At 65.9% G+C, this 24,982-nt stretch carries 15 protein-coding genes and 3 pseudogenes; 10 read left to right on the top strand and 8 right to left on the bottom strand.

The window, feature by feature from the left end:
- Positions 1-21: 21 nt before the first annotated feature.
- Both ACRQ5J_RS00955 and ACRQ5J_RS00950 read right to left on the bottom strand, forming a co-directional pair.
- Complete coding sequence (locus ACRQ5J_RS00955; protein ID WP_432380735.1) at positions 22-4,179, bottom strand: DEAD/DEAH box helicase; 4,158 nt, start codon at positions 4,177-4,179, stop codon at positions 22-24.
- Positions 4,176-6,146: a S9 family peptidase gene (locus ACRQ5J_RS00950; RefSeq protein WP_432380734.1), complete on the bottom strand. Its 1,971-nt coding sequence runs from the start codon at positions 6,144-6,146 to the stop codon at positions 4,176-4,178. Before ACRQ5J_RS00950 ends, ACRQ5J_RS00955 begins: the two co-directional genes overlap by 4 nt.
- A gap of 128 nt (positions 6,147-6,274) precedes the next feature.
- Here ACRQ5J_RS00950 and hemE point away from each other — a divergent pair, with 128 nt between their 5' ends.
- Positions 6,275-7,360 (top strand): uroporphyrinogen decarboxylase, encoded by a 1,086-nt coding sequence (gene hemE, locus ACRQ5J_RS00945; protein ID WP_432380733.1) that lies wholly within the window; start codon positions 6,275-6,277, stop codon positions 7,358-7,360.
- Between the two features lie 733 nt (positions 7,361-8,093).
- A complete protein-coding gene (locus tag ACRQ5J_RS00940) occupies positions 8,094-10,109 on the top strand; it encodes a primosomal protein N' (RefSeq protein WP_432380732.1) in 2,016 nt (671 codons plus the stop codon).
- Positions 10,110-10,133: 24 nt separating this feature from the next.
- Here the strand turns inward: ACRQ5J_RS00940 and ACRQ5J_RS00935 are convergent, their stop codons facing one another.
- Complete coding sequence (locus ACRQ5J_RS00935; protein ID WP_432380731.1) at positions 10,134-11,021, bottom strand: ArgP/LysG family DNA-binding transcriptional regulator; 888 nt, start codon at positions 11,019-11,021, stop codon at positions 10,134-10,136.
- Positions 11,022-11,112: 91 nt separating this feature from the next.
- Between ACRQ5J_RS00935 and ACRQ5J_RS00930 the strand changes: the two genes are divergently transcribed.
- Complete coding sequence (locus ACRQ5J_RS00930; RefSeq protein WP_432380730.1) at positions 11,113-12,555, top strand: dihydrolipoyl dehydrogenase; 1,443 nt, start codon at positions 11,113-11,115, stop codon at positions 12,553-12,555.
- A gap of 70 nt (positions 12,556-12,625) precedes the next feature.
- Positions 12,626-13,459: pseudogene (locus ACRQ5J_RS00925) on the top strand (HD-GYP domain-containing protein); the annotation flags it as partial.
- A gap of 295 nt (positions 13,460-13,754) precedes the next feature.
- Here the strand turns inward: ACRQ5J_RS00925 and ACRQ5J_RS00920 are convergent.
- A complete protein-coding gene (locus ACRQ5J_RS00920) occupies positions 13,755-14,237 on the bottom strand; it encodes an SRPBCC family protein (protein WP_432380729.1) in 483 nt (160 codons plus the stop codon).
- Between the two features lie 146 nt (positions 14,238-14,383).
- Here ACRQ5J_RS00920 and ACRQ5J_RS00915 point away from each other — a divergent pair.
- The 4 genes and pseudogenes from ACRQ5J_RS00915 (at position 14,384) to ACRQ5J_RS00900 (ending at position 18,849) form a co-directional block, all read left to right on the top strand.
- Positions 14,384-16,454, top strand: a pseudogene (locus tag ACRQ5J_RS00915) (UvrD-helicase domain-containing protein).
- A gap of 256 nt (positions 16,455-16,710) precedes the next feature.
- Positions 16,711-17,016: a cache domain-containing protein gene (locus ACRQ5J_RS00910; protein WP_432380728.1), complete on the top strand. Its 306-nt coding sequence runs from the start codon at positions 16,711-16,713 to the stop codon at positions 17,014-17,016.
- A 17-nt stretch (positions 17,017-17,033) separates the two neighbouring features.
- Positions 17,034-18,599: a methyl-accepting chemotaxis protein gene (locus tag ACRQ5J_RS00905; protein WP_432380727.1), complete on the top strand. Its 1,566-nt coding sequence runs from the start codon at positions 17,034-17,036 to the stop codon at positions 18,597-18,599.
- A 97-nt stretch (positions 18,600-18,696) separates the two neighbouring features.
- Entirely contained in the window at positions 18,697-18,849 is a 153-nt protein-coding gene (locus tag ACRQ5J_RS00900; protein WP_432383561.1) for a SlyX family protein, read from the top strand.
- Positions 18,850-19,089: 240 nt separating this feature from the next.
- Here ACRQ5J_RS00900 and ACRQ5J_RS00895 read toward each other — a convergent pair.
- A pseudogene (locus tag ACRQ5J_RS00895) lies at positions 19,090-19,314 on the bottom strand (heme-binding protein); the annotation flags it as partial.
- Positions 19,315-19,439: 125 nt separating this feature from the next.
- Between ACRQ5J_RS00895 and ACRQ5J_RS00890 the strand changes: the two are divergent.
- Positions 19,440-20,579 carry a GGDEF domain-containing protein gene (locus ACRQ5J_RS00890; protein WP_432380726.1) on the top strand — a complete coding sequence of 380 codons (1,140 nt, stop codon included), beginning with the start codon at positions 19,440-19,442 and terminating at the stop codon, positions 20,577-20,579.
- Here the strand turns inward: ACRQ5J_RS00890 and ACRQ5J_RS00885 are convergent.
- Positions 20,576-21,754, bottom strand: coding sequence for a TonB family protein (locus tag ACRQ5J_RS00885; protein WP_432380725.1), 1,179 nt, complete (start codon positions 21,752-21,754; stop codon positions 20,576-20,578). The genes ACRQ5J_RS00890 and ACRQ5J_RS00885 overlap by 4 nt on opposite strands.
- A 141-nt stretch (positions 21,755-21,895) precedes the next feature.
- Between ACRQ5J_RS00885 and ACRQ5J_RS00880 the strand changes: the two genes are divergently transcribed.
- The gene (locus ACRQ5J_RS00880) at positions 21,896-22,345 is read left to right on the top strand and encodes an SRPBCC family protein (protein ID WP_432380724.1); all 450 of its coding nucleotides are present in this window, start codon (positions 21,896-21,898) and stop codon (positions 22,343-22,345) included.
- A gap of 5 nt (positions 22,346-22,350) precedes the next feature.
- On the opposite strand, the gene ACRQ5J_RS00875 is transcribed toward ACRQ5J_RS00880, so the two are convergent.
- On the bottom strand, positions 22,351-24,027 hold the full coding sequence (locus tag ACRQ5J_RS00875; RefSeq protein WP_432380723.1) for a TonB family protein: 1,677 nt from the start codon (positions 24,025-24,027) through the stop codon (positions 22,351-22,353).
- 103 nt (positions 24,028-24,130) lie between these two features.
- The gene (locus ACRQ5J_RS00870) at positions 24,131-24,883 is read right to left on the bottom strand and encodes a M48 family metalloprotease (RefSeq protein WP_432380722.1); all 753 of its coding nucleotides are present in this window, start codon (positions 24,881-24,883) and stop codon (positions 24,131-24,133) included.
- Between the last annotated feature and the right edge of the window lie 99 nt (positions 24,884-24,982).

Here is a 24,982-nt window from a genome sequence, read left to right as displayed (position 1 = left end):
ACACACCAGCCGAAGTTCCGCCTACTTCTTCAGGCCCTCCTGCAGCATGGACAACATCTCCGCGGCCGACATGCGGCCGCTGACGTCGCTGCCTTCGAGCAGGCTGTCGGCCAGGTCGCGCTTGTGCTGGTGCAGGTCGACGATGCCTTCCTCGATGGTGTGGCGCGCCACCAGGCGGTAGATGGTCACCGGGCGCAACTGGCCCATGCGGTGCGCGCGGTCCGAGGCCTGGTCCTCCACCGCCGGGTTCCACCACGGGTCCATGTGGATCACGTAATCGGCCGCGGTCAGGTTGATGCCGACGCCGCCCGCCTTCAGCGAGATCAGGAACACATCGCCGTCGCCGGCCTGGAAGGCGTCGACGCGCTTCTTGCGGTCGGCCATCGCGGTCGAGCCGTCGAGGTACTGGTAGCTGACGCCCTGCTCGTCGAGGTGCGCGCGGATCAGCGCCAGGTGGTCGACGAACTGGCTGAACACCAGCACCTTGTGCTTGTTCTCCAGCAGGCCTTCCAGCAGGTGCGCGAAGGCCGCCAGCTTGCTGCTGGCCAGTTGCAACTCCGGCGCGATCAGGTTCGGATTGCAGCAGGCGCGGCGCAGCTTCATGATCTCGGCCAGGATCTGGATCGACTTCTTCTCGGCCGGCCCTTCGACCTTCTCCAGGTTTTCCAGCGCGGCGCGGCGCAGCGACTCGTACAGCGCCGTTTCGTCGGCCGACAGGTCGACTTCCAGCGTGATCTCGGTGCGCGACGGCAGTTCGGTCAGCACCTGCGACTTGGTGCGGCGCAGGATGAAGGGCTGGATCAGGCGGCGCAATCGCTTGCGCGCGCCCAGTTCCGCGCGGTGGTCCTGCGGTTTCTCGATCGGCGCGGCGAAGCGCAGGTTGAACTGCTCGATGCTGCCCAGCAGGCCCGGATTGATGAAGCGGAACAGGTTCCACAGCTCGCCGAGGTGATTCTCCAGCGGCGTGCCGGTGACCGCCATGCGGAAGTCGCCCTTCAGCGCCATCACCGCCGCCGAGCGCTTGGTGGCGGCGTTCTTGATCGCCTGCGCCTCGTCCAGCACGATGGTGTTCCAGTGGACTTTGGCGAACAGCGCGGCCTCCAGTTGCAGCAGGCCGTAGCTGGTCACCACCACGTCATAGCCGTGCAGATTGCTCAGTTGCTGCGCGCGGTCGCCGGGGCCGAACAGCTGCATGTTCAGCGTCGGCGCGAAACGCGCCGCTTCGCTCATCCAGTTCATGCACACCGAGGTTGGCGCGATCACCAGCGTCGGGCCTTTGGGTGCGCGCGACAGCATCAGCGCCAGTGCCTGCAGGGTCTTGCCCAGGCCCATGTCGTCGGCCAGGCAGGCGCCCACGCCCCAGTGCGCGAGGCGCGCCAGCCAGTTATAGCCTTCCAGCTGGTAGTCGCGCAGCTCCGCCTGCAGCGTGCTTGGCAGCTGCGGCTCGAACACGGTCTGCTCCTGCATGCGCGCCAGATGCTCTTTCCACAGCTTGTCGGATTTGAGGCCGCCGACATCGTCGGCCAGTTCCTCCAGCGCGAACGACGCCAGCGGATGCAGGCGCACGCCGTCGGCGGTGATTTCGCCATACGCAGTCACTTCCTGCAGGCGGCGATACAGTTCCTCGGTCAGCGCCATGTAGCGGTTTTCGCCCAGTTCGACGAAGCGGCCGTGGCTCTTTTCCATCATCTCCAGCAGCGTGCGCAGGTCGATGACCTTGCCCTCGTCGACCTGCAGCCCGCCGCTGGCGGCAAACCAGTCCTTGTTGCTCTTGATGGCAAGGCGCAGCTGCTTGGTTTCCACCTTGCTGGTCACGCGGAAGCTCTCGCCCTCCGGCCAGGCGATGACGATGCTGGCCGGGTCCAGCTCCTGCAACTCCACCAGCAGTTGCAGGCACAGCGCCGGTTGGCCCAGCAGCCACTCGCCGTGTTCCTGTTCGGCCGATTCCAGCACCGGGCATCTGGCGATCAGGTCGCGCTCCGCATCGCGCTCGTCGATCAGCTTGCGGCGCGCCTGCACCGGCTTGCCGCCGATGTCGGCGATCACGCTGTCGGCGCCGTCGCCCGGCTTGTAGTAGGCGCCGTTGACCAGCGGGCGCACCAGGATCTGCATCTTCAGGCCATGCTGGTAGGGCAGCAGGTGCAGGTGCAGGCGCGTGTCGGCCGCCATCTGTTCCATGTCCGGCGCGGCGCCGCCGATGTCCGACTGCACCGTCACCAGCGACGAGATGGCGCTGATCGCCGACAGCACCTGTTCCTCGGCATGCGCCGGCACATTGAGCGCATCGCCGACGATGGCGGCGATCTTGCGGTGTTCTTCGAGGATGTTCACCACGCGCAGGCGGGTCGGCGTCTCCTTGCTGATGACCACCGCCGAGTTATCGTCCGGGATCGCCGGTTGCAGGCGCAGTTCCAGGTTGCCGGGACTACGCTTGACCAGCAGTTCCGGCTCGCCGGCCAGCATTTCCACGCGCATGTCCGGCAGGTCGGACCAGAACAGCAGCGGGTGGCCAACCAGCACCGGCGCGGCGCGCTGCGGATCGATTTCGTAGGCCAGGCCGGAGGACTGGTAGCCGCGATGCGCGACGGAGATCGCCTCCGACGCCCGGATGTCCTGCGGCGTCAGGAAGTTGAACTGCTCCGACTCGAAGCGCAGCCGCTTCAGGCCCACGGCGCGGCCCTTGCTCCACAGGCCGCGCCCATCGCGCTTCTGTTCCACCGGCGTGATGTCGGTCAGGCCGTGGCGCGGATCGTAGGTCAGCAGCCACACCAGGCGCGAGCTGCCGGCCGCTTCGGCGGCCGATGGCTGGTGCAGGTTGATCAGCGCGGTCAGCTGGCGCTGCCAGCCTTCCTGCCGCTCGAACCAGGTGCTCAGGTCGGGGAAGCCGTAGCGCGAGCGCAGCGCCTGGGCGTGCGTCTGCATTTGCGCATCGCCCATCTGGCCGAGCAGCGCGGCGGCCTGGCCGGCGATGAACATATAGCCATGGCGCTCGGCCTGTTGTACCAGTTCCTGCAGCTGCTCCTTGCGCTGCTGCAGTTCCGGCAGCGACAGCCAGAAGTACAGCAGGTACTGGAACATCTGCGTGAGCAGCGCCGGTTCCCACGGCAGTTTCGACACCGCCTCCACCGGCATGATGCCGGCGCGGATCTGGCGCAGCATGTCGATCTGCTGGTGCACCGGGCTGTCGTGGTTCTTCGGCAGCCTGACGGCGATTTCCAGGTAGCTGTCGGCGGCCTTCAGGTGGCGCGTGTCGCCGCTGCGCAGCGCCGCCAGCAGGTACAGGTGCTGGCCCATACCGGTGAACAGCTGCTTGCGCTTGCCGCTGTCGCGGCGCAGCGTCTTCAGCGCGGCGTCGAAGCCGGTGATGGCGGCGCTGGCGGCGCCGCGCAGCAGCACGATCACGCTGGCCAGGTACTGGCTTTGCGCGCCGGCCGTGCGTTCGAGGTAGCGCTTGGCGTCGTCGAGGCGGCCGCACAGCAGCGCGTCTTCGGCCATCGCCACGCGCAGTTCGGCGTTGACGTCGCCGTGGCGGCGCTGCAGGTGCATCTCGCAGTATTCGCGGATGGCCGGCGCGCTGGCCGGTTCGTGCTGCGCGTGCTGCTGCAGCACCGCCAGCACGTCGTCCTGCAGCAGCGGGTTGACCAGCATGATCATGCCCGGCTCGAACGGGCGGCCGAAGATGTCGACGATAGGATGCAGCTGCGCCGCCTCGTAGCTGCCCAGGCAGAACGCCAGCACCTGCTGGATCTGTTGCGGACCATGGCCGCGCAGAAGGCCCATGCGCAGGCGCGCCATGCCGGCGCGGTAGCTGCGCGGCTCCATGCTGTTCCAGGTCTGGCGCAGCGGCACCAGTTCGGCGTAAGCCGCGCACAGGTCTTCCATCGCGTGGGTGCCGATGGCGGAACGGATCGCCGGCCAGCGCAGTTTCGGATTGCAGATAAAGCCGCGCCCCGTCACCACGCTGATGAAGGCCAGCCGTTCCAGCCTGGACATCGAGTCGTCCAGCGTGGCGACGGTGTACAGGTTGCCGTCGTTATCCCTCTCGATGCGCGCATGTTTCAGGTGATCGAGAATCTGCGTGCGCCCGGTCGGCTCGCCGATCAGGGCAAGCAGCGCGAGGATCATTTTTTCATTGAACGGCAGCGCGTCGAATTCCGCGAGCAGCTTGGGATCGGTCATGCGTGGTTCAGCTTAAAGATGTTTTGGTAGAAGTGCAGTTCCGCTTCCAGCGTGCGGATGATGTTTTCGGCCTTGCGGAAGCCGTGGCCCTCGCCTTCCAGCTCGACGTATTCGACCGGGATGCCGCGCTTTTTCAGCGCGTCGACCATCATCTGCGATTGCTGCGGCGGCACCACCTTGTCGTCCAGGCCCTGGAAGAAGATCATCGGCCGCGACAGCTTGTCGGTGTGGTTGATCGGCGAGCGCTGGGCGTAGATGGCGTCCGCCTGGGCTTTCGGCGCGATCAGGTATTCGTTGTAGTGCGACTCGAACTTGTGCGAGTCCTGGTCCAGGCCTTTCAGGTCGGAGACACCGTAGTAGCTGGCGCCGGCCTTGAAGACGTCGTGGAAGGTCAGCGCGCACAGCGTGGTCAGGCCGCCGGCGCTGCCGCCACGGATGATCAGGCGCTCGCCGTCGGCCAGGCCGCGCGCCACCAGCGCCTGGGCGCCGGCCACGCAGTCTTCAACGTCGACCACGCCCCATTGGCCCTTGAGCAGGTCGCGGTAGGCGCGGCCGAAACCGGTGCTGCCGCCGTAGTTCACATCGAGCACGCCGAAGCCGCGGCTGGTCCAGTACTGGATCTTCAGGTTCAGCGTGTTGACCGTCATGCCGGTCGGGCCGCCGTGGCTGATGGTGATGACCGGCGGCTTGCTGCCTGCGGGCGCCTGCACGTCCTTGTTGCGCGGCGGGTAGTAGAAGGCGTGCGCGGTGCGGCCGTTGGCGCTCGGGTAGCTGATGCTGGCCGGGATGGACAGGTCGGCTTCGTCCGGCAGGTCTTCGATCGACTGGGCGAGGATTTCGACGCCCTCCTCGGTAAAGTCGATGCGCGCCAGTTCCAGCGGGATCGCCGGCCCGCCGGCCAGCATGGCGATGTAGCCATGACCGACGCGCAGCTCGCGGATTTCTTCATAGGGATTGGCGATCGCTTCCAGCTTGCCGCTGGCGGGCAGCAGGCGCGCCAGGCGGCTGACGCCCTTGTCGATGTAGGTGCAGATGATTTCGCTGGCCGAGCGGAAGCCGTACATGCTGTTGCCGAAGGTCCAGTGCGGGGAGGCGAATTCGGCTTCCATCGGGCACAGGCCTTCGATGCGCTGGCGGTCTGCGCACAGACGGTAGAGGTTCCACCAGCCGCTGCGGTCGGAGACGAAGTGCAGCAGGTTGTCGGGCGACCATTCGGGCTGGCAGATCGATTCCTCGTCGCCGCCGGCGATGCGTGTTGGCGTTGACAGCGAGCCATCGTCGTTGAAATCGGCCAGCCAGAGCGTGGTGCCTTGCCATGGCATGCGCGGATGGTCCCAGCTCAGCCAGGTCAGCGAACGGCCGTCCGGCGATACGCGCGGCGACGAATAAAAGTCCGCGCCCTGCACCAGCACCGTCTCCCTGCCCGCGCCGTCCGCCTCGCCGTCCGCTGCCGCGCCGCCGCGGGCATCCGCCGTCGCGCCGAGGCTGATCGCGCAGATGGTGTTGCTTGCTTGTGCGTGCTCGTCATCACCGTGCAGCTCGCGCACGGCGATCAGGCGGTTGCGCCTGCGGTCGACGGCAAAATCGGCGAAGCGCTGCTTGCCGGCCTGCGTGATTGCCACCGGCGCGCCGCCCGGCGCCAGGCGGTAGACGAGATTGTCCTTGAAATGCGTGAAATACACCGTCTCGCCATCCACCGCATACGCCCCACCGCCGTATTCATGCACGCGCGAGCGCACATTGAACGGCGCCGCCGTCAGCTCGCCGGTGGCCGCGCCGTGATAGCGCAGCAGCGTGTTGCGCCCCGCCTCCGCCGCCCGCCCGGCCAGCCAGAAGATATCGCTGTCATCGGCCCCGCCCAGCAGCAGCGACGACAGCGGCGTCGCCCCCGCCGCCACGCGCGCGGCGCTGATGGTCGACGGCCAGGCGCCATAGGGCGCGATGGTGACAGGTACGGAAGAGGTCATAAGGCAGCTCCAGAAAGGTCCATGCGCAGCATTGTACCGGGGAGCCCCCGCTGCGGACATTGCTTAAAAGCGGAAAAGCGACGTGGGATGCGATAATAGCCGCTTTGAACGTCCCTACATTGCCTTCCATGCCACAATTTGCTCCGCTCAAGAACGACACCTTCCTGCGCGCGTTGCTGCGCCAGCCCACCGACTACACGCCCGTGTGGCTGATGCGCCAGGCCGGAAGATATCTGCCGGAATACCGCGCCACGCGCGCCCAAGCCGGTTCCTTCATGGGCCTGGCCACCAATCCGGACTACGCCACCGAAGTCACGATCCAGCCGCTGGAGCGCTTCCCGCTGGACGCCGCCATCCTGTTCTCCGACATCCTGACGGTGCCGGACGCGATGGGCCTGGGGCTGCACTTCGTCGAAGGCGAAGGCCCGAAATTCGAGCGTCCGCTGAAAACCGAAGCCGACGTGCTGGCGCTGCGCCAGCCGGAGCCAGGCTCGCTGGACTATGTGTTCAAGGCCGTGACCCAGATCCGCACCGAGCTCAATGGCCGCGTGCCGCTGATCGGCTTCTCCGGCAGCCCGTGGACGCTGGCCTGCTACATGGTGGAAGGCGAAGGCTCGCGCGAGTTCCACACCATCAAGAAGATGCTGTACAACCGCCCGGACCTGATGCACCGCATACTGGAAGTCAACGCCCAGTCGGTGGCCGAGTACCTGAACGCCCAGATCGACGCCGGCGCGCAAGCGGTGATGATCTTCGACTCGTGGGGCGGCGCGCTGGCCGATGGCGCCTACCAGGAGTTTTCGCTCAAATACATGCGCCAGGTGGTGTCGCTGCTGAAGCGCGAAAAAGACGGCGTGAAAATCCCGGCCATCGTCTTCACCAAGGGCGGCGGCCACTGGATCGAGCAGATCGCCGACAGCGGCGCCGATGCCGTGGGCCTGGACTGGACCGCCAACCTGGCCAAGGCGCGCGCGCTGGTCGGCCACAAGGTTGCGCTGCAGGGCAACCTCGACCCGGCCATCCTGTTCGCCAGCCCGCAACAGATCACCGCCGAAGTCCACAAGGTGCTGGACGCGTTCGGCAAGCCGGACGCCGATGGCAGCGGCCACGTGTTCAACCTGGGCCACGGCATTTCGCAGTTCACGCCGCCGGAGAATGTGGCGGCCATGGTGGAAGCGGTGCACAGCTATAGCAAGGCGCAGCGCGCGTCCTGAGTACGGTGTTGAACAAGGGGCACGTCTCCTCGGGGACGTGCCCTTTTTCATTGGTGCTAACGGACCATTCAACCCGACTTATGCACAATTTTTTCTGCTGCGGAAATAATAGGCAGCGGCTTTTGGCTAGCCCTTGGGCGTATTGCAAGCCATTGATTTTTAATGTAAATTTTGTCGGCTCAGAGGGGCGTGCCGGGGCAGTCGTAAACCCCGCGGTCAGGCGTGATCGGCTTTATTTCTTCATTTTCCACAAAGTTATCCACAAAAACTGTGGACAAGAAATAAAATGACTTAGTAAACCGTGACTTAGCCTTAATGTTGCTGTTTTGCATTAGGATTATGCTGCGTTGCACGATTTTTAGGCAAAAATGTCAGGCTTGCCAACGATGTTATCAAGTCGCAAAGCTTGGTGTGAGCATAAGCATAAAATTTGGTACGCTTGTGCTGCGCAACATCGTCAAATCCGGCAAAAAAACGCTTGATTTGCAGGCAAAAAGCCGCCTAAATACTTCACTTATGCACAGCCGGAGCCGAGCGACGTGGAATTTCGGCCCTCTAGGAAGAGTTTTCCAAGTAACTGATTTTAAAGAGAAAAAATTTTGAATTTTCGGCCGGTTTTCGACGATACCAACTTGGATGTCACAGCTTTCCGGGGATTAAGATTCCATTGTCCACAAAGTTATCCACAGAAACTGTGGATACATACAGCATCGATAAATTTGCAGGTTGCAGCATGAATAATCCACGCCCGTGCTACCTGCAAATCGCCATTGATACGCCGCTCAACGCGGTTTTTGATTACCGCTGGCAATGTGAGGAGGCCGAACGGCCGCACATCGGCCAGCTGGCGCTGGTGCCGTTTGCGCGGCGCGAGGTGGTGGGCCTGATCGTCGGCGTGGCCGATGACACCGCGGTGCCGGCGGATAAGTTGAAAGACGCGCTGGCGGTGCGCAGCCAGCTGTCCCCGCTGTCGCAGAAGTGGCTGGCGCTGGCCGGCTTTGCCGCCGATTACTATCAGCGTCCGCTGGGCGAGGTGGCGCTGCCGGGCCTGCCGAAGAACCTGCGCGTGCTGACCACGGTGGCGCTCGACCGGGCGCTGAAAAAGCTGGCCAAGCTGGAAGACCGGCACGACGCCACGCCGGCCAATATGCCGGCGCTGAACCCGCAGCAGCAGCAGGCGGCGGACTTTATCGGCGGCGCCCAGGGCTTCACGCCGGCGCTGCTGTACGGCGTGACCGGCAGCGGCAAGACCGAAGTCTACCTGCAAGCCTGTGCGCAAGTGCTGGCGCGCGAGCCGCAAGGGCAGATCCTGATCCTGGTGCCCGAGATTAACCTCACGCCCCAGCTCGAAGGCAATATCCGCGCGCGCTTCCCCGGGGTGATGCTGGCGACCTTGCACAGCAGCCTGTCCGAGGGCGAGCGCATGCTGCACTGGCTGGCCGCGCACCAGGGCAAGGCGCGCATCGTGCTGGGGACGCGGCTGGCGATCCTGTCGTCGCTGCCGCAGCTGAAGCTGATCGTCATCGACGAGGAGCACGATCCGTCGTACAAGCAGCAGGAAGGCTTGCGCTACTCGGCGCGCGACCTGGCCGTGTGGCGCGCCTGGCAATTGCAGATTCCGATCGTGCTGGGCTCGGCCACGCCGTCGCTGGAAACCTGGCACCACGCGCAGTCGGGCCGCTACCGCAAGCTGGAACTGCGCGAACGCGCGGTGCAGAACGCCGTGCTGCCGCAGGTGAAGCTGATCGACATGGAGCGCGACAAGCCGAAGGACGGCCTGACCGCGCAGCTGGTGGCGGCGATCCGCCAGCGCATCGAGCGCGGCGAGCAGTCGCTGCTGTTCCTCAACCGGCGTGGCTATGCGCCGGTGATCAGCTGCGAGTCGTGCGGCTGGGTCAGCGAGTGCACGCGCTGCACCTCGTTCATGGTGCTGCATCGTCCCGAACACCGGCTGCGCTGTCACCATTGCAGCCTGGAGATGCGCATCCCGCGCCACTGCCCGACCTGTGGCGACGTCGACCTGCAGCCGCTGGGACGCGGCACGCAGCGCGTGGAGGAAGGCTTGCAGGCCATGTTCCCGGAGGCGCGCGTGCTGCGCATCGACGCCGATTCGACGCGCAGGAAGGGCAGCGCGCAGCAGGCTTTCGATACCGTGCACCGGGGCGAGGTGGATATCCTGGTCGGCACGCAGATGGTCGCCAAGGGGCACGACTTCAAGCGGCTGACGCTGGTGGGCATCATGAACCCCGATACGGCGCTGTTTTCGCAGGACTACCGCGCCAGCGAACGGCTGTTTGCGCAGCTGATGCAGGTGGCCGGCCGCGCCGGACGGGCCGGCATTCCGAGCGAGGTGCTGATCCAGACGCGCTACCCGCAGCACCCGTTGTACGGGGCGGTGGTGCACCACGATTACGATCACTTCGCGTCGGCCTTGCTGGAGGAGCGCGAGCAGGCGGCGTTGCCGCCGTATCTGTTCCAGGCGCTGCTGCGGGCGGAGGCGCGCGAGCTGGCGACGGCGATCGAGTTCCTGAGCATGGCGCGCGACTGCATGCAACATCCGGGCATCACGATTAACGATCCGATTCCGATGACCATGACGCGCGTGCATAACGTCGACCGCGCGCAGTTGCTGGTGGAGTCGCCGTCACGGCCGGCGTTGCAGGCTTTCCTCAAGGCGTGGATGCAGGTGCTGCGCGAGATGAAAAGCCGCGTCAAATGGTCGCTGGAAGTCGATCCGCTCGACATCTGAGGCCGGGCGCCGAACGGCGCGACGTCAGGGCAGCAGGTGGCGCCTGGCGGTGGCGATGATGTGCTCGGACAGCGCGCGGGTGAACGGCGTGTCCAGGTTCCACGCATGCCAGTTCAGCGGCACGTCGACAAACTGCCCCGGCGCCAGATCGACCAGGCGCTCATCGTTGAGCGCCGCCGACACCAGCGGCCACGGCAGCAAGCCATAGGCCAGGCCGCCGAACACGCACTCGCTGGCCGCCGCCGACAGCGGCAGCGTGTGCTGCGGATACGGGCCGCGCAACGCCAGCGCCGCCTGCAGGAAGCCGGACATCATGTCGCGGTCGCAGACCACGGCCGGCGCCAGCCGCGCCGCCTCGGGCGAAAAGCCGTCGCCGAACCAATGCCCGGCAAACGCCCTGGTGGCCACGCACACGTAGCGCATGCGGCCCAGCGGCGTCACCTGCGGCCCGTTGGCCTGCGCCTCGGACGGCCCGGCCGCCACGCAAGCGAACACGCTGCCCTCGCGCACCAGGTGCAAGGCCATCTCGGTCGTTGCCTGCTGCACGTTCAGCTGGCAGCGCGGCGGCGACAGCAGCGGTTGCAGGCTCAGCGGGAACCAGGTCGCCATGCTGGCCGCGTCCACCGCCAGCGCGATTTCCGGCATGCTGACCTGGTTGCCCAGGTCGATATCGAGCGCCGCCTCCATCAGCTTGACGTTGCGGTGATGGGACACCAGCCGCTGCCCCAGCCCGGTCGGCACGGCCGGCTGGCCGCGCACGATCAGCAGCCGGCCGGCCGCATCCTCCAGCGCCTTGATGCGCTGGGATACGGCGGACTGGCTGATGCCCAGCGCCATGGCGGCCTTTTCGAAGCTGCCCTGGCTGACCACGGCATCGAGCACGGCCAGCGCGCGGTAATCCAGATTATCCATAAGTCAAGCTTATAAAATTTGAAAACGATAAGCAATACTAATACTGATTGGCGCCGAAGTAAAACACGAAATCCGGGGTAAACTTATTCCCATGAAAACCATACGCACTGAAGTCGCCGTCATCGGCGCAGGCACCGCCGGCATGACCGGCTATCGCGCCGCCAAGGCCGGCGGCAAGCAAACGCTGCTTATCGAAAGCAATGTCTACGGCACCACGTGCGCGCGCGTCGGCTGCATGCCGAGCAAGCTGCTCATTTCGGCCGCCGACGCCGCGCACATGCTGCACATCGCGCCCGGCTTCGGCGTGCACCCGGGCGGCGCGCGCATCGACGGCAAGGCGGTGATGGCGCGCGTGCGCAGCGAGCGCGACCGCTTTGTCGGCTTCGTGGTCGAGGGCGTCGACAGCTACCCGGCCGAGGACAAGCTGCACGGCCACGCGCGCTTCCTCAGCCCGACCCGCTTGCAGATCGGCGAGCACACGCTGGTGGAGGCGGAACGCTTCGTCATCGCCACCGGCTCCACGCCCATCGTGCCGGACGAGTGGCGCGCCGCCGGCGAGCGCGTCATCACCAGCGACCAGGTGTTTGACTGGGACGACCTGCCGCAGTCGGTGGCGGTGGCCGGCACCGGCGTCATCGGCCTGGAGCTGGGCCAGGCATTGCACCGGCTGGGCGTGCGCGTGACCATCTTCGGCCGCGGCGGCAGCGTGGCGCAGCTGAGCGACCCGGAGGTGCTGGACGTGGCGCGCGGCGTGTTGCTGGAGGAACTAGACGTGCGCTTCAAAACCAAGGTGGCGAAAGTGGCAAAGCAGGGCGACGGCCTGGCGATTACCAGCGAGGACGCCAACGGCGACCAGCACACCGAGCACTTCGATTACCTGCTGTCGGCCGTCGGCCGGCGGCCGAATGTGCACAAGCTGGGGTTGGAAAACACCGGCCTCCAGCGCGACCATCACGGCGTTCCTGTCTATGACAAGCAAACCATGCAGTGCGGCGACAGCGCCATCTTCATCGCCGGCGACGCCAACGACGAACGCCCGCAACTGGCGGAAGCGGCCGACCATGGCCGCATCGCCGGCGAGAACGCCGCGCGCCATCCGGACGTCAGGCCGGGCCTGCGCCGCACGCCGCTCGGCATCAGCTTTTCCGAGCCGCAGATCGCCACCATGGGCAGCAGCTATGGCGAGTTGTGCGTCACGCACGCCGGCCGCTTCGCGGTGGGCAAGGTGTCGTTCCACAACCAGGGCCGCAGCCGCGTGATGCTGCAAAACAAGGGCATGCTGCGCGTCTACGCCGAATACAAGAGCGGGCGCTTCCTCGGCGCCGAGATGATCGGGCCGCGCGCGGAAAACATCGGCCACCTGTTGTCCTGGGCAGTGCAGGCCGGGCTGACGGTGGACGCCATGCTGGACATGCCGTTCTACCATCCGGTGGTGGAAGAGGGCGTGCGCACGGCGCTGCGCGACCTGGCGCACCACCTGGAAAACGAGCCTGCGCACGACTGTCCTTGCGTCGATTGCACGCCGGCGCCATAGATTGTTATTGTAGGATCACAGATACAAAAAGATCCACGGCGCCGCGCCAAACGCCGTATGCTTCGCCCCCATGAACATACGTAAAGTGACTGCGGCCGATTTGAAGCTGGGCATGCTGCTGCCGTGGGATGTCTACGGTGAAAATGGCGCTTTGCTGGTTCGCAAGGGACACATGATCGCCAGCGCCAACCAGATCGCCTATCTGGTCGAGCGCGGCGTGTTTGCAGACGGCGCGCCGCCGGACACCGCGCCGCAGCCGCCGTCGGTGCTGCGCAAGCTGAACGCCGCCTATCTGGAACTGCATACGCTGCTGCAGGTGCTGGCGCAGGGCCATGTGCCGCCCGACTTCCTGCGCAAGCTGGAGGACATCGCGCTGATGGTGCACGCCGCCATCGAGATCGACGCCGACATCGCCACCGCCAGCGTGCTGCACAACCAGCAGGCGGCGCCGCATGCGGCGCGGCACAGCGTCAACACGGCGGTGATCGCGGTGCTGCTGGCGCGCGCCCGCCAGCGTTCGCGCAACGACATCATGACGGCCACGCTGGCCGCGCTGACGATGAACGCCGGCATGCTGCCCCATCACCAGCGCTGGCACGACAGCGCCGCCCCGCTCGACCGCGACGACCGCGCGCGCCTGCTGGCGCATCCGGAACGCAGCGTCCATCTGCTGCGCCAGGCCGGCGTCAACGACGACGCCTGGCTGCAATGCGTGCTGCACCATCACGAGAGCGAGGATGGCAGCGGCTATCCCGCCGCCAGGGTCGGCGCGCAGATTCCGTTGCTGTCCAAGCTGGTGGCGCTGGCCGACCGCTATTGCGCGCGCGTGTCCGAGCGCAGCTACCGGCCGGTGATGACGCCCAACGGCGCGCTGCGCGACATGCTGCTGGAGGCCCGTACCACGCTGGACACCAACCTGGTGTCGCTGGTGATTCGCGAGCTGGGGATCTATCCGATCGGCACCTGGGTGCGCATGATCAACGGCGAGGTGGGCGTGGTGTCGCGGCGCGGCCTGCAATCGACCACGCCGCATGTGGAATCGGTGATCGGGCCGCGCGGCGCGCCGCTGGACGTGTTCCTGCAACGCGACACCCGCAACGCGCTGCACGCGATCCGCGAGGCGCTGACCAACGCCCAGGTGGCCGCGCTGCACGCCCCGCCGCTGCGCATGGCGCAGGTGTGGGCCGCGCGGCGCTGGCCTAGTTCAGCATGGCGTCGAGGCGGCCCTGCTGGGCCAGCTCGCGCAGCATGCCGATGGTGTCGATGTCGGACTCGACGTAGGCCGAGCGGCGGAACTCGTCGTACATGGCGTTGGCCTGGTCGGTGGCGGCGTCGTGGCTGTCCTCGTACTGGAAGCGCACGAACAGCGTGTCCTCGGTCGGCTGCTCGATGGTCATGGTCAGGCTGGACTCGGCGATGTCCTGCTGCGCGGCCACGCGGTAGCGCACCTGGCGCATCGGCTCCAGCTCGACCCGGTCCTCCACCACCAGCTCGCCGTAGCGCAGGCGGCGGCGGAAGCCGTTGTCGCTGCGCTCGTCGATGATGGCCTCGTCCAGGTGCGGCACGAACAGCTTGGGCGACTCGGCGCGCAGCACCAGGCCGGCCCAGACTTGCTTGACGCTGAGCGCATCGATCAGCGGGTTGAGTGGATCGTTGACTTCGATTAAGTGTTCAAATTTCATGATTGCAACCAGTATAAGGTGAGGCGGGAAGCCACGATCTCCGCATGTTAGCGTATTGTCAGCACCGCTACCTGCGGCATATCAGTGCCGGCCGCTGTGACTGGTACAATGTGGGGCTGTTTGTCCGTTTTACTAGCCCTCGCCCGATGTCCACCAAAGTTCCCGTTTTCGGCCTTAATTTGCCCCAGAGCCAGGCTGTCACCTACCTGGATGGTCCATGCCTGGTCCTGGCAGGGGCCGGCTCGGGCAAAACGCGCGTCATCACGCAGAAGATCGCCCACCTGATCGAGGACCGCGGCTACGATCCGCGCACCATCGCGGCGCTGACCTTCACCAACAAGGCGGCGCTGGAGATGCAGGAACGCATCGCCAAGCTGCTCAAGCAGCCCAAGCAGGCCAAGCAGCTGACGGTGTCGACCTTTCACTCGCTGGGCGTGAAAATCCTGCGCCAGGAGGCCAACGGCGTCGGCCTCAAGGACCGCTTTTCCATCATGGACAGCGACGATTGCGGCTCGCTGATCCAGGACCTGGCCATTACCACCGATAAACAGATCGTGCGGCGCATCCAGACCGACATCTCGCTGTGGAAGAACGGCCTGGTCGACCCGGTGGTCGCGCTGAACCAGGCCAAGGACGAGGACGAGGCGCAGTCGGCGCGCGTCTACGCCAGCTACGTGGCCACGCTGTCGGCCTACCAGGCGGTCGATTTCGACGATCTGATCCGCCTGCCGGTGGAGCTGTTCCGCAACAACGATCCGGTGCGCGACAAGTGGCAGCGGCGCCTGCGCTACCTGCTGATGGACGAGTACCAGGACACCAACACCTGCCAGTACGAGCTGGTCAAGCTGATGGTCACCGGCGTCGGCAAGAAGCCGATGTTCTACCGCCGTCGGCGACGACGACCAGGCCATCTACGCGTGGCGCGGCGCGTCGGTGGAAAACCTGAAGACCTTGCAGACCGACTTCCCGGACCTGGAAGTGATCAAGCTGGAACAGAACTACCGCTCGACCACGCGCATCCTGCAGGCCGCCAACGCGGTGATCGGCAACAATCCCAAGCTGTTCGAGAAATCGCTGTGGTCCGAACACGGCCTGGGCGAGCCGATCCAGGTGACCTCGATGCCGACCGACGACGCCGAGGCCGACCAGGTGGCGATGCTGATTTCGGTCGACCATTTCACGCGCAAGAACAAGTGGTCGGACTACGCCATCCTGTACCGCGGCAACCACCAGGCGCGCATCATCGAGCAGGCCCTGCGCAAGGAACGGATTCCGTACACGATTTCCGGCGGCCAGTCGTTCTTCGACAAGGCCGAGATCAAGGACATCATCAGCTACCTGCGGCTGCTGGCCAACACCGACGACGACCCGGCCTTCATCCGCGCCGTGACCACGCCGCGCCGCGGCGTCGGCCAGTCGACCATGGAAACGCTGGGCACCTTCTCGGGCCAGTGGCAATGCTCGCTGTTCGAGGCGGTGTTCAAGGGCGGCATCGAGGGCCTGCTGACCGACCGCCAACTGAATCCGCTGCGCGACTTCTGCAACTTCATCAACAACCTGGAGTCGCGCGCCAGCCGCCCCGGCCCGTCGGGCAGCGGCGACAACGCCGCCCAGGTGCTGGACGATTTGCTGGAGGCGATCAATTATGAAAACTATTTATACGATATGTTCGACGAGCGCGCGGCCCAGAGCAAGTGGCAGAACGTGCTGGAATTCGTCAACTGGCTGAAGGACCGCGGGCGCGGCGGCAAGGACCGCGACGGCGAGGAAAAGAACGTGCTGGAGCTGACGCAGATGGTGGCGCTGATGTCGATGCTGGAAGGCCAGGACGAGGACCCGGACGCGGTGCGCATGTCGACCCTGCACGCGTCCAAGGGGCTGGAGTATCCGCACGTGTTCCTGGTCGGCTGCGAGGAAGGCATCCTGCCGCACAAGGGCGACGCCGACGCGCCGGCCGAATCGATCGCCGCGCGGGTGCAGGAGGAACGGCGGCTGATGTACGTCGGCATCACGCGCGCGCAGCGCACGCTGCACATCACCTGGTGCAAGAAACGCAAGCGCGCCGGCGAGCAGGTGCACTGCGACCCGTCGCGCTTTATCAAGGAAATGAAGCTCGACGAGGGCACGGCCGTGCCGATGGAGTCCGAGGTGCTGACGCCGAAGGAGCGCCTGGCGCGCATGAAGGAACTGCTGGCCACGCCCAAGCCGGCTGCCTAGCACCTTGCTACTGTTGCGCGGAAGAGCCGTCCGCCACCGTGCGCACGTGCATCCTCGTTTCTGTCGGGATACTATAAACGCGACACCCTCATCAGAACGGAGAGAGACATGAAGACCCGTGCCCTGTTTGCCGCCGCCGCGTTCGCCTGCAGCCTGTCCTCGCATGCCGCCGATGGCGGCGCCAGCCGCGCCGACGCCGAGGCGATGGTCAGGAAGGCGGTCGCCCACATCAAGGGCGCCGGCGACGCCAAGGCCTATGCCGACTTCACCGGCAAGGCCGCGCAGTTCGTCGACCGCGACCTGTACATCGTGGTGTACAAGCTGGACGGCAACGGTGCTGGCGCACGGCAGCAATCCCAAGATGGTGGGCAAGAACCTGATCGAGCTCAAGGACATCGACGGCAAGGCCTTCGTCAAGGAGCGCATGGACATGGCCAAGGCCAAGCCCAGCTTCTGGCAGGACTATAAATTCACCAATCCCGAAACCAAGAAAATCGAACCCAAGCAGATGTATTGCGAGAAGCTCAGCGATACCGTGGTGTGCGGCGGCATCTACCTGTAACCGGGGCGGGGCGCAGCGTGAAGATCGCGCATAAACTGCTGATCGTTCCGGCCGCCGCGCTGGCTTGCCTGCTGTGCCTGGGCGGCCTGTCGTATTTCTCGATGCACGCCAACGAGCGGCGCCTGCAGGACCTGAAGGACGTCACGTTCGCGGCGCTGCAACTGGCCAGCCAGCAGAGCATCGCGCTGGGCCAGTTGCATGCGGCCACCTATGCGCGCATCGCCATCGCCGGCAGCCTGAGCGAGGAAGAGCTGAAAAAATACGGCGCCCAGGCCAACTCCGGCCTGAGCGCCATCGGCGCCGAACTGGACAAGTTGAAGGCGCTGCCCGGCGCGGCCGAGGCGGCGCAGGCGCTGCCGCTGGTGCAGCAATATCGCGGCAGCGTGGCGCAGGCGCTGGACCTGGCGTCGATGGACCCGAACACCGGCGTGGCCGCGATGCAGGACGCCGACGCCCGCTACCAGCAGGTGCGCGCGCTGCTGGCCCGCGTGGTGGACAACCTGAACCGCCAGACCGATGCCGCGCTACAGGAAGGCAAGGGCGCCGGCCAACGCGCCAACTGGATCACGCTGGTCACCATGGTCGGCGGTTTCGCCGCCCTGCTGGCGCTGACCAGCTGGCTGACGCGTTCGGTGCTGGGGCCGATCGCCGCCACCTGCACCGCCGCCGAACGGCTGGCCGCCGGCGACCTGGTCACCCGGGTGCAGGTCGATTGCGACGACGAGATCGGCGTGCTGGCGCGCCGGCTCGACACCGTGGTCGACAACTGGACCACGCTGCTGGGCGACATCCGCCGCGCCGGCAGCACCATCACCGAGGAGGCCGGCGAGATCGCGCAGGGCAATATGGCCCTGTCGCAGCGCACCGAGTCGCAAGCCCACTCGCTGCAGCAGACCGCCGCCTCGATGCAGACGCTGACCGGCGCCGTGCGCGAGAACGCCGGCCACGCGCTGCAGGCCAACCAGCTGGTGGTGTCGGCCTCCGACGTCGCCTTGCAGGGCGGCCAGGTGGTGGGGCAGGTGGTGCAGACCATGGCCTCGATCAAGGCCAGCTCCAGCCGCGTGGTGGACATCATCGGCGTGATCGATGCGATCGCGTTCCAGACCAATATCCTGGCCCTGAACGCGGCGGTGGAGGCGGCGCGCGCCGGCGAGCAGGGGCGCGGCTTCGCGGTGGTGGCGACCGAGGTGCGCGGGCTGGCGCAGCGCTCGGCGCAGGCGGCGCGCGAGATCAAGGAACTGATCGAGGATGCGGTCGCCAAGGTGGAGGACGGCAGCCGCCTGGTCGACACCGCCGGCCAGACCATGGACAACATCGTCGCCTCGGTGCGCCACGTGACCGAGATCATGAACGACATCACCATGGCCAGCCAGCGCCAGACCAGCGGCATCGAAGGCATCAATACCGCCATCACCGAGATGGACGACCTGACCCAGCGCAACGCCGCGCTGGTGGAGCAGTCGGCGGCGGCCGCGCAAAGCATGCGCGACCAGGCGCTCGATCTGTTGCAGGTGGTGGGGCGCTTCCAGCTGCCGGGCGTGGCGGCGGCGGCCGCGCCGGCGTTGCGGCCGCCGGCCGGATAAGGCGTTACAATGCCCGCTTTCTGACCGGGAGCATGCCGTGGGCGAGACCGAAGACCGCTTCATCAACATCGAAATCAAACTGGCCTACGCCGAAGACATGGTGGACTCGCTGAGCCAGCGCATTCACGAGCAACAGCGGCAGATCGACAAGCTGGAACAGCTGTGCGCGTCGCTGGCCCAGCACGTGCGCAACGCCGCCCAGAACAACGGCGGCGCCCAGCTGCCCCACGAACGCCCGCCGCACTACTAAACCAGCAGCGCGCGCAGCGCTTCGACGGCCAGCGCGTGGTCTTCGGCCTGGCGCAGGCCGGAGACGGTGACGGTGCCGATGATGCCGCTGTGCCGGATGGCGATCGGGAAGGCGCCGCCGTTGGCCGCGTAGTCTCGCCGGCGGCAGGTACTTGATGTCCTCGAACACCACGCCACGGTGCTTGTGGTCGATGCCGACGTAGAACGAGCAGCGGCCAAAGCGCGCCACCACATTGTTCTTGCGGCGTATCCATTCGGCCTGGTCGGCCGACGCGCCCTGCATGGCGTGGTGGAACAGCACCTTGCCGTTGATCGTGATGTTGACCGTGATGCTTTTGTCCCGCGCCTTGGCCAGCTCGACAATCTTCAGCCCCAGCGCCAGCGCGGTGTCGCTGCCGAAGGCGGTGAACTGCAATTCTTTCTCCTGCTGCGTCAGCGTTTCCAGCAACTCGGCGTAGTTTTCCATGCGGGCTTCCAATCGTTAAACAAGGTAAGTTCAGAGTGTAGCCGAGTCGAGCTTGCTATACTGCATCCCTTCCCCCTTTTTCGCCCGCCCCTATGCATCTCGATGTTGCTTCTTTGCTCATAGCCATGACGCTCAACCTGCTGGCGATCGCCGCCGCGCTGTTGGCGGTGATGGGCAAGATCAACCGCGCCGCCCGCATGGCGCAGATCGGCATCCTGCTGCAAACGCTGGGCTGGGTGTTGCTGATGGCGTCCGGCCTGGTCACGCCCGGTTCCACCCTCGACCGCGTGCTGTCGACGCTGGCCATGGGCGGCATCGCCGGCGGCCTGACCTACAGCGCCATCGCCTTCGACCTGTGGTGCGGCCGCGCGGCGGTGGCGCGCGCGCCGGCCGTGATCGCGGTGCTGATGACGGCCGGCTACTGCATCGGCTTCGGCAGCTACCCGTTCCGCGTCGGCTGGGCCAATGGGCTGCTGACCTTGCAGGTGGCGATCGTGGTGGTGGCGCTGTGCCGCCCGACCGCGATCGCGGTCGGCCGCTGGCGCTGGCTGCTGGTGGCCTCGCTGCTGGTGCAGATGGCGGTGACCGCCGCGCGCGGCGTGCTGGGCGCTTTTTACACCGAGCTCTTCCCGACCTTCTTCACGCCGCATCCGGCCAATGTGCTGTTCGCGCTGGCCACCAATGTGACGGTGGTGATGTCGCTGGTCGGCATCCTGCTGGCGCACCGCGACGAGGCCGAGCGCGAACTGGCGCGCCAGGCCTGCACCGACGGCATCACCGGCGCCCTCAACCGCCGCGCCTGGATGGAGCGCGCTACGGCGGTGGTGGCCGAGAGCCAGCGCGGCCGGCAGCCGCTGTGCACCATGCTGCTCGACCTCGACCACTTCAAGGAAATCAACGACACCTACGGCCACGAGGCCGGCGACCGCGCGCTCAAGCTGTTCGTCGACGGCATGGCGGCCGTCGGCGGCAAGCGCAACCTGGTATGCCGCTACGGCGGCGAGGAGTTCAGCGTGCTCAAGCGCGACGCCGACCTGGCCGCCATCCGCGCCTACGACCAGCGCCTGCGCGCCTGGCTGGCCGAAGCCGGCCCGCGCGAGCTGGGCGTGCCGCTGACCTACAGCGCCGGCATCGCCGTGCTGCTGGACCAGCGCGACACAGTCGAAGCCATGCTGCGCCGCGCCGACTCGCTGCTGTACAGCGCCAAAATGCTCGGCCGCAACCGCACGCTGGATGACCAGGCGCTGGAGGCCAGCCTGGCCTAAGGTTGAAAACGAACAATGTCCCCTGGCTGCGCGGGGGAGCCCAATCGCTCCGCCTTGTCCAGCCAGAGCTTGCCCTGTTGGGTGTCGGCCGCGGTGCGCAGGCCTTGTGACAGCATCAGCCCCAGTTGCCGCATTGCTGGCGCATCGCCGGCGTTCGCGGCACGGTACAGGTATTTCAGCCCCTGCTCATCACTTTGCGGCACGCCCGCGCCGGTGAAATATAGATTTGCTAACGCGGCCTCAGCCTGCCCAACCCGGTCTTTCGCTGCGACAGTAAACCACAGCACCGCATGGCTGGTGTCGTTGGCTTGCAAATACAGCCTGGCCAGGCGATAAGCTGCTTCGGTGTTGCCCGCGTCGGCCGCTTTGCGATACCACACGCCGGCCTGCTCGGCACTGCGCTCCACCACTTGACCGGTTTCGTGCAACCGCCCCATCGCTAATTCAGCGGCAGGCTCGCCTTGCTCCGCAGCCAAGCGATACCATGACGCCGCCTGTGCCAGATCTTGCCGCACGCTGGTGCCGGACTCGTAGTAGTCGCCCAGGCGATATTGCGCCGAAGGATGACCATGATCGGCGGCTCGCTGGTACCAAGCCAGGGCCTGGCTTGGGTCTTTCCCCAGTATCACCCCGGAGTTGTAGTTGGCGCCCAACTCATACTCGGCCTCGGGGTGGGAGCGGTCGGCGGACATGCGCAACAGCTGCATGTACTTTTCATTGTCAAACGGGAAGACTATCCTGTTCCGGAATAGCTGCGCCAGTTGATACAGCGCTGCAGCGTCTCCTTCTATCGCCGCTGCGCGATATTTGACCGCTTCCTCTTTTGTCTTGCGCACCAGTTCATCGGTTTCCAGCGACCAGACATACTGCATTTTCTGCCATCCCCTGACCGCTACGCCGTTGAGGGTGGCCGGCGTGAACGCACAGCTCCGAATGCCGTTTATTGCCGCGTCATCCAGCAAGCTTGAGCCGCTCGATGTCTGGACCAAGCTGTCGAGGACCTTGCCCTCTTCGTCGATGAGGAATTTCATGTGAACCGTCCCGCTTTCTTCCTCGCGCAGTGCTTCCTTTGGCCATTCCGGCTTGGCACAGGTATTGAAATTGACCAGGGCCGCTGTTCTAACCTCGGCAGCATCAGCTGTAATGAAGGCAAATAGGGGAAGCAGGATTAACAAGCAACGCATGGTAGATGGACGCAGGTGAAAGACCGTTGATCATATTAAGAAAAAGATAATTTGTCCACCTTGCCAGCGAAGCTGTATTTGGCTACCCTCGTCGTTCCTGCGGGGCGACATTTTTAGGAGGGGGAATCGACCATGACGACCAATACCGTGCAACTGCAACGCGTGCTCAAGTCCAGCGCCGAGCGCGTCTACCGTGCTTTTCTCGATCCGGACGCGCTGGCCAAATGGCTGCCGCCGCACGGCTTCACCGGCAAAGTGCATCAGCTGGAGGCGCGCGTGGGCGGCGCCTACCGCATGTCGTTCACCAACTTCAGCACCGGCGCCAGCCATGCCTTCGGCGGCGAATATCTGGAACTGGCGCCGGGCGAGAAGCTGCGCTACACGGCCCAGTTCGACGATCCCAATCTGCCGGGCCGGATGCAAACCACCGTCACGCTGCGCACCGTGTTCTGCGGCGTCGAAATGCACGTGGTGCAGGAGGGTATTCCCGCCGTCATCCCGGCCGAGGCGTGCTACCTCGGCTGGCAGGAATCGCTGGTTCTGCTGGCGCAGCTGGTGGAGGCGGAAATCCGCGACGAATAGCCGTGTCAGATCTTGAACGGGTTGTTCTGCCGGGCGCTGCGCTCGGCGGCCCGCTGCTGCCATTGCTGCGCCCTGGCGGCGTCCGCTTCCAGGCCCAGCTCGCCGTTCTGGTAGGCCTTGGCCAGGCGCCGCATCGCGCCCGCGTGGTCGAGGCCGGCGGCGCGTTCGTACAGCGCGCGCGCTTCGGCCTGGTTCTGCTCGACCCCCTGGCCGGACTCCTGCAGGCGGGCCATGCGCGCCATGCCGTCCGCATTGTTGTGGCGGATGGCGGACTGGTACAGCGTCACTGCCCGGCCGATATCGGGTTCGCCGCCCCGGCCCTGTTCCAACAGGCCGCCCAGCGCCGCCTCGGCGTTGCCGTTTTCCTTGGCGGCCGCTTGCAGGTACAGGCCGCGCGCGGTGGCGTAGTTCTGCTCGACGCCGCGACCGGTCTCGTAGGCGTGGCCCAGGTTGCTCAGGCCGGCCCCATTGCCGCTGTCGGCCGCCTTGCGCAGCCAGCCGACGGCCTCGGCCAGGTTGACCGGCATGTGCACGCCGTAGGTCAGCGCGCCGGCCAGCCGCACCTGGGCGTTGGCGTCGCCGCCGGCCGCCGCGCGGCGCAGGAAGCGGATCGCGGTGGCGTCGTCGGCATCGACGCCGAGACCGTTGAAGTACATCAGCGCCAGGTCCAGCTCGGCGGCATGATTGTTTTTGTCGGCGGCCAGGTGCAGCAGGCGCAGCGCCTCCGCCGGGTTTTTCTCGACGCCCTGGCCGCGCATGTAGAGCCGGCCCAGGTTGGCCTGGCCCCAGGTGTTGTTGCCGGCGACCGCCTTGGCGTACCACTCGGCGGCCTTGGCGTAGTCGCGCTGGCCGGTGCGGGCGTTGTGGTAGATCACGCCGATGGCGTTTTCCGCCGCGTGCTCGTTTTGCGCGGCCGCCTTCAGGTACCAGTCCAGCGCGGCCTTGCTGTCGCGCTGCATGCCCATGGTGCCGTAATCGAGAAAGGCGCCGATGCGCTCCTGCGCCGGCGCGAAGCCGGCGTCGGCGGACTGGCGATAAAACGACAGCGCTTCCGAACGGCTCAGCGGGGCGCCGCGTCCCTGATACAGGCGGCTGGCCATCTCGAACTGGGCGGCGGCGGTGCTGACCGCCAGCGCTTGCAGCATGCGGTTGACGTCGGCGATCTCGTCGGCCGTGCCCTTGCCGTAGTCCTGCGCCAGCGTGAACAGCGCGTCGCGGTCGCCGGCCAGCGCGGCCGCCAGGTGCGGGCTGGGCGCACGCGGGGCGGGCGGGATGCCTGGCGCGGCCGGCGACAGCGTCCATACATACTGCATCATCTGCCAGCCTTCCTGCGGCACGCCGTTGACGGTGGCAGGCTTGAACTTGCACTTGCGGATGCCGTCCCGCGCGGCCTCGTCCAGCAGCGGATAGCCGCTGGAGCCGACCACCCTGGCGTCGTTGACGCCGCCGTCGACGCCGATCAGGAAACTCAGCGTGACCTTGCCGCTCTGCTCCTTGCGCAGCGCCTCTTTCGGCCATTCCGGCTTGGCGCAGCTGGAAAATCGGCCACCGCCGCGACGCGGCCGGTGTCGGCGGCGGCGAGCGATGGCGCCAGGACGGCGAGGAGCAAAGGAGCAGCAAGATGGCGCAACATGATTTCCCGATATTCCGTTAAAAAAACCAGAATATGGCGGAATTTGCAATTTGTCCAATGCAAAAATGCAAGCTATCGAACTGGTAATGTTGGCGCCCGGTCGTGCCGTTTCGGCGGGCCGCGCTGGGCAGGCCGGACCGATGGGCGCACGCCTAGTGGTCCCGGTCGATGCGCGTCTGAATGCGCTGCGCACGGTCCGGCGACGACGGATGCGAGCTGAACATGCTGTGCCCCGGCCCTTCCAGCGTGGCCAGTTTCTGGAACAGCGTCACCAGCCCGGTGCGCGACAGTTTTTGCTTGTACAGCAGGTTGTACGACTGGTCGTCGGCGTCGGTTTCCTGCGACTGCGAGAACTGCGCCTCGATGAATTTCTGCCCCAGGTTGCCCAGCTCGGACTGGCTCAGCGTGGCGGCCGTGGCGCTGACGGTGCCCACCGCGCTGCGCGCCGCTTGCAGGCTGTAGGCCGTTTGCAGCGATTTCTTCGAGTGGCCCAGCGCCACGTGGCCGATTTCGTGGCCGACCACGGCGCGCAGTTCGTCGTCGTTCATGATGTCCATCAGGCCGGAGAAGACGCGGATGCAGCCGTTGTCCATGGCGAAGGCGTTGACGTCGCTGACCAGATAGACCTTGGCGTCCAGCGGACGGCCATTGAACTTGCTCATTTTCAGCGGTTTCAACGCGGTGGCCAGGCGTTTCGCATACTTGCTGCCCGGCGCGGCGACCTTGTTGCTCTGGTCCAGCGCGGCGCAGGATTTGCGGGCCAGGTCGACCACTTCGCCGTCGCTCAGCGTGGCGGCCTTGATCGCCAGGCCGGCCGAATTGGCCAGCACGCCGAGATCGGCCGCGCCGGCGACTGAGCAGCTCAGCGCCGCGCTGACCAGCAGGGATTTGGACAGGGATATCATGAATGTCGCTCCTCAATGGTAGGGTTTTTCGGTGGCGGAACACGGACAGTTCCGTGAGGAAATCATAGTGACGTTCTTTTCCGGCAACTTTAAGAAAAG

Origin of the sequence: Duganella sp. P38, assembly GCF_050859475.1 — a bacterium.
Lineage (GTDB): Bacteria > Pseudomonadota > Gammaproteobacteria > Burkholderiales > Burkholderiaceae_D > Rugamonas.
Note: the sequence above shows the minus strand (reverse complement) of the source record. Positions and strands in the feature narration are given on the sequence as shown.